Here is a 5,336-nt window from a genome sequence, read left to right on the forward strand (position 1 = left end):
ATTCCTGATCAGGAACTCCTGAAAATCTTGTGGCGAGAAGGGAGAAGGGAGAAATCGTCAATTTAGCTAGGCAAAACTACTTAACCTATCTAAATAAATGTGCTTTTAAATACATTTTTTCTGAGGGAAAAGCCTTTTGATGCAAGCAACATAATTTGTCTATTTTGTCAAGTTTGATGTTAAGGAAAATGTTCATAAAGCATAGCTTTGAAAGGGGGGACCGAATTTGGAAAAATCTGGCGTTATCTGACCGTATAAAATCTAGTTTTATGTATAAAAAAACATTTAGTGACTCTCTCTAGTCAAGTGTTTCTCGGAGTCATCAGGTAAACTTGTTGTTCTTCTTTCTGTGCCCTACAAATATGAGAGTTGCTATATGATAATTATGCATGAGTACTTAAAAATTTGTACATAACCAATTTTGTTAAAACTTGTTCCTTAGATAGAAATTGCTATAAATTTAACAATGTCAGAAAAACTTAAATTAATGGTTGTTGATGATGAACCTAATAATTTGGATTTAATATATCGGACTTTTAGAGGTGAATTTAAAGTTATTAGGGCAGAAAATGCTAGTTTAGCGATGGAAATTCTCGAAACTGAAGGGGAAATGGCTATTATTATTTCTGACCAAAGTATGCCAGATATGACAGGTATTCAATTTCTTAGAAAAACAAAAGATAGCTTTCCTGATACTATTCGTGTTTTGTTAAGTGGTTATGCTGAAGAACAAATAAATTGTGATGTTAATGACATAAAGCAGGCTGATATTTTTAAATGTATAGCTAAACCTTGTGCCATTCCAGAACTGAAAGTTGTCATTCAAGAATCTGTGGAATTATATAAGGCGAAGAAGGGTTTTTAACTAAGTCAGAAGTCAGAAGTCAGAAGTTAGAAGTTATTTTTGTAACGGAGATGGATGAGCAAAACTCCAAAAATATTTCGCCAATCAAGGTGGGGGTTGCGCGACCAAATTATTTTGATAACTAAGAAAGAATAAAATACTTGAAGTTTGTCAAAAGAATATAGCAATTATATTCTGATTGTCTAGAAGATATAATAGTTTTGAATTTTGTTAAAAGTAGAAAATAATATAATTTTTGACAATAGGAAATTAGCCATGAAAGTTGTTAATATTTCAAGAAATTGTTGATTATTGCCAATTAGGTAAGTTATATATATTTTGTTTTTCTAGTTTTGATGATTAACTTATTTTTAATTCAATTGATATAGATTTTAAAAGAGGAATAAGAAACGAAAAAACAGGTAATTAAAATATTCTCAAAATACTGATAACTGAATTGATGTATAAAATATAATTAAAAATTGTTAAGCTTAAGCATTATCTATAGCAGTGGAAGGAAAGGTTAGGACATATAAAAAGCTTAAAACTCAGATAACGCAAGATTTTTCCTTCCTCCTTACTTCCCTCTTCCTTCTGCTATAAGAACCAATATTAATGATTTGGCCATGAAAAACATAACTTGCTCTTAACCTAAACTTGGAGACTAATTATAAATGCTGAGATTAGAACATATAAGTAAAATTTATCCTACAGGTGTTGTTCTTAAAGATGTTAACTGGGAAGTTAAACCAGGCGATCGCATTGGGTTAGTGGGTGTAAATGGGGCAGGAAAATCTACTCAATTAAAAATTATTACTGGAGAAATAGAACCTTCTTCTGGAGAAATTATTCGTCCTGCTAGTTTAGAAATTGCCTACTTAAATCAAGAGTTTGAAGTAGACCCTAACCGTACTGTGAGAGAAGAATTTTGGAGGGTATTTAAGGAGGCAAATGAAATCCATGAATCTCTAGAAAAAGTACAGCGAGAAATGGAAACTTCTAGTCCAGAAGAGTTGGATGAATTGATACATAAATTAGACCGTTTACAACGACAATTTGAAGGTTTAAATGGTTATGGACTAGATGCAGAAATTGAGAAAATATTGCCCGAAATGGGATTTGAACCGGAAGATGGCGATCGCTTGGTTAGTGCTTTTAGTGGTGGTTGGCAAATGCGTATGAGTTTGGGTAAAATTCTCCTACAAAATCCAGATATATTATTATTGGACGAACCTACGAACCACTTAGATTTAGAAACAATTGAATGGTTAGAGGATTATTTGAAAAAATTAACTACTCCTATGGTTATAGTTTCCCATGACCGGGAATTTCTTGACCGTCTTTCGACTCAAATTGTGGAAACAGAACGAGGAGTTTCTAATACTTATTTGGGTAATTATTCGGCTTATTTACAACAAAAGTTAGAAAATCAAGCGGCACAACTGAGCACTTATGAACGACAACAAAAAGAAATAGAAAAACAACAAGCTTTTGTGGAACGTTTTCGCGCTAGTGCTACTCGGAGTACCCAGGCAAAAAGTAGAGAAAAACAATTAGAAAAAGTAGAACTTGTAGAGGCACCCGTAGCAGGATTAAGAAGTTTAAGTTTCCGTTTTCCTCCAGCACCACGTAGTGGTAGAGAGGTAGTAACAATTAAAGATTTAGTTCATACTTATGGGGAGAAAATTTTATTTTTAGGAGCAAATTTAGAGATAGAAAGAGGCGACCGGATTGCTTTTTTGGGGCCGAATGGTTGTGGGAAATCTACTATTTTGCGGATGATTATGGGAATGGAAGAACCTACAGAAGGTACTGTTAAATTAGGTAATCATAATGTTATTCCTAGTTATTTTGAGCAAAATCAAGCGGAAGCTTTAGACCTGACAAAAAATGTGATGGAAACTATTCATGATGAGGTGCCGGAGTGGAAAAATGAAGAGGTAAGAACTTTACTTGGTAATTTCTTATTTAGTGGTGAGACCGTATTTAAAAAAGTAGCTGCTTTGAGTGGGGGAGAAAAGGCACGTTTAGCTTTAGCAAAAATGTTACTTAAACCAGGTAATTTTATGTTACTTGATGAGCCAACAAATCATTTGGATATTCCAGCAAAGGAAATGTTGGAGGAGGCTTTGAAAAATTATGACGGAACTGTGGTTATTGTTTCTCACGACCGTTATTTTATTTCTCAAGTGGCAAATAAAATTGTGGAAATTCGTGATGGTGATTTTCATGTTTATTTAGGAGATTATCATTATTATCTAGATAAGATTGAGGAGGAAAAAGAGGCAGAAAGGGTGGCAAAGATTATGGCTGAAAAAGCTGCTAAGAAAGCTGAGAAAGCTGCTAAGAAGAAACAGAAGGATAAAGAGAAAGCTGCGGCTAAACGTAAATAAGGGGAGATGTAGGGGAGTAGGGGCGAACGGCCCTACAGATTTCACCCTTGATATTACTTCTTGCTTCTTCTGTAAAGGAATATACAGCAAATTCCACATTAATAAGGTATGCGTCAAAGCGGGCAAGATGCCCACACTACAAACATCTAATTGTTAATTTCTGTACCTCATATACAAAGTGCAAATTTTTCAGCTCTTCATACTCAAAGAAGGAGCGTATTTTAGGCAAGAGTTGGGCAGAACAATCTTGGGACAATTCTTACTCCTACCTCCTCGCTCATTCCCATTTCTCCTGTCTCCTGTCTCCTGTCTCCTGTCTCCTACCCCAGCAAAAAGACTTTATAAGCGCAAACCCTAATTATGTCTATTCTTATTCACTTTGAAAATATAATTTTGTTGACCTACCTCACAATATCTATGGGTTGGAAACAACCTATTGTGAGACCATCAAATTATCAAATTAATCCAGTAACAAGTCAGTTATTGACACAAAATTCTCAACCAGTCGCGGCAGAATTAACAGAGATTTTACCGAAAATCAAACAACAAACTAAAGTGCCAATTTTACTTCCGAGTCAATTATTAATTACAGGCACAGATAATCAAATTTATGTTGATGGGAAAGGTACAAATAATAGTTATGAAATAACTTTAGCTTTTGAAAAAGATTGTACTGCTAATGCTTGCTCCATTGGTTATATCAGTGGAGAAAAAGGAGGCAAACCTTTAGATGATGAATTTAGTCGAGAATTGAGTTTAGTACAAGACATTAAAGGATATTTTAGACCTTTAACTTGTGGAGCATCTTGTGCGCCTCCAATTATTGGGTGGGAATATCAAGGAGTATTCTATCGTATTTCCTTAAAAGGCGTTGGTCAAAGTCCAGAAATTGAGGGGGAGACTTTGAAAAAAATGGCTAACTCTGCCATTGAAGCAGGGGCAAGGTAATGAAGAAGGGGCGTTGCTGAATCAAGGTATGAAAATAAAAATTGAACAATCTCAAATATTTGTTATTCAATAGTTTAGCAACTACCAAAAAATACAAATCATACCCACGCATCAGCAACCCCGAAGAAGGAAGTAGCTTGGGTTAAGCGACAGCGCAACCCAACAAAAGTGAAAAATCTGACGTGGACTAATTCTCTAATTGTCGCAATTTCTCTTTTGCCCACTTCCGCAGTTTTTCGTCTGGGTCATTTTCTGCTCTGTCTTGTAATAGTGGGAGGGTTTGCGGATGGTCCGGATATTGTTTGACTATTGCTTCTAGCGCTATTTGTCGAGGGTTGGTTTGAAATTCATGTTCGCGTTGAAAGGGGTCATTGAGGACTGTGTGATCAAACAATTCTACAATTCCGGGTTGATTTTTCCAACCAGTCGCTATTTGTTTCACTGCTTCACCTCGTACTTGCCAATTCTCATCAGACTTTACCCTTTGTTTGAGTAATTCTAAAATTCCGGGTTGATTTTTCCAACCAGTAGCTATTTGTTTCACCGCTTCAAGTCGTACATCCGAATCTTCATCAGAGTTTACCCTTTGTTTGAGTAATTCTAAAATTCCGGGTTGATTTTTCCAACCAGTCGCTATTTGTTTCACTGCTTCACATCGCACATCGGAATCTTCATCAGACTCTACCCTTTGTTTGAGTAATTCTAAAATTCCGGGTTCGTGTTTCCAACCAGTCGCTATTTGTCGCACTGCTTCCCGTCGTACTTGCCAATTCTCATCAGACTTTACCCTTTGTTTGAGTAATTCTAAAATTCCGGGTTGATTTTTCCAACCAGTAGCTATTTGTTTCACCGCTTCAAGTCGTACATCCGAATCTTCATCAGAGTTTACCCTTTGTTTGAGTAATTCTAAAATTCCGGGTTGATTTTTCCAACCAGTCGCTATTTGTCGCACTGCTTCCCGTCGTACTTGCCAATTCTCATCAGACTTTACCCTTTGTTTGAGTAATTCTAAAATTCCGGGTTGATTTTTCCAACCAGTAGCTATTTGTTTCACCGCTTCAAGTCGCACATCCGAATCTTCATCAGAGTTTACCCTTTGTTTGAGTAATTCTAAAATTCCCTCCTCATGTTTCCAACCAGTAGCTATTTGT

The 5,336-nt window shown here is 35.8% G+C and carries 4 protein-coding genes; 3 read left to right on the top strand and 1 reads right to left on the bottom strand.

Annotated elements, in window-relative coordinates:
* Positions 1 to 466: 466 nt before the first annotated feature.
* The 3 genes from D5R40_RS30025 (at position 467) to D5R40_RS30035 (ending at position 4,185) form a co-directional block, all read left to right on the top strand.
* Positions 467 to 865: a response regulator gene (locus tag D5R40_RS30025; RefSeq protein WP_124146608.1), complete on the top strand. Its 399-nt coding sequence runs from the start codon at positions 467 to 469 to the stop codon at positions 863 to 865.
* A 653-nt stretch (positions 866 to 1,518) separates the two neighbouring features.
* Positions 1,519 to 3,237, top strand: a complete 1,719-nt coding sequence (locus D5R40_RS30030; protein WP_124146609.1) for an ABC-F family ATP-binding cassette domain-containing protein — start codon at positions 1,519 to 1,521, stop codon at positions 3,235 to 3,237.
* 360 nt (positions 3,238 to 3,597) lie between these two features.
* Positions 3,598 to 4,185, top strand: coding sequence for a hypothetical protein (locus D5R40_RS30035; RefSeq protein WP_124146610.1), 588 nt, complete (start codon positions 3,598 to 3,600; stop codon positions 4,183 to 4,185).
* A gap of 187 nt (positions 4,186 to 4,372) precedes the next feature.
* Here the strand turns inward: D5R40_RS30035 and D5R40_RS30040 are convergent.
* Positions 4,373 to 5,336 (bottom strand): HEAT repeat domain-containing protein (locus tag D5R40_RS30040; protein WP_134239641.1); only part of this gene is annotated, 964 nt, incomplete at its 5' end.

Origin of the sequence: Okeania hirsuta (assembly GCF_003838195.1) — a bacterium.
Lineage (GTDB): Bacteria > Cyanobacteriota > Cyanobacteriia > Cyanobacteriales > Microcoleaceae > Okeania > Okeania hirsuta.

Coding starts and splice junctions, on each gene's coding strand:
- D5R40_RS30025 (WP_124146608.1), top strand. CDS start 467: ATGTCAGAAAAACTTAAATTAATGGTTGTTGATGATGAACCTAATAAT.
- D5R40_RS30030 (WP_124146609.1), top strand. CDS start 1,519: ATGCTGAGATTAGAACATATAAGTAAAATTTATCCTACAGGTGTTGTT.
- D5R40_RS30035 (WP_124146610.1), top strand. CDS start 3,598: ATGTCTATTCTTATTCACTTTGAAAATATAATTTTGTTGACCTACCTC.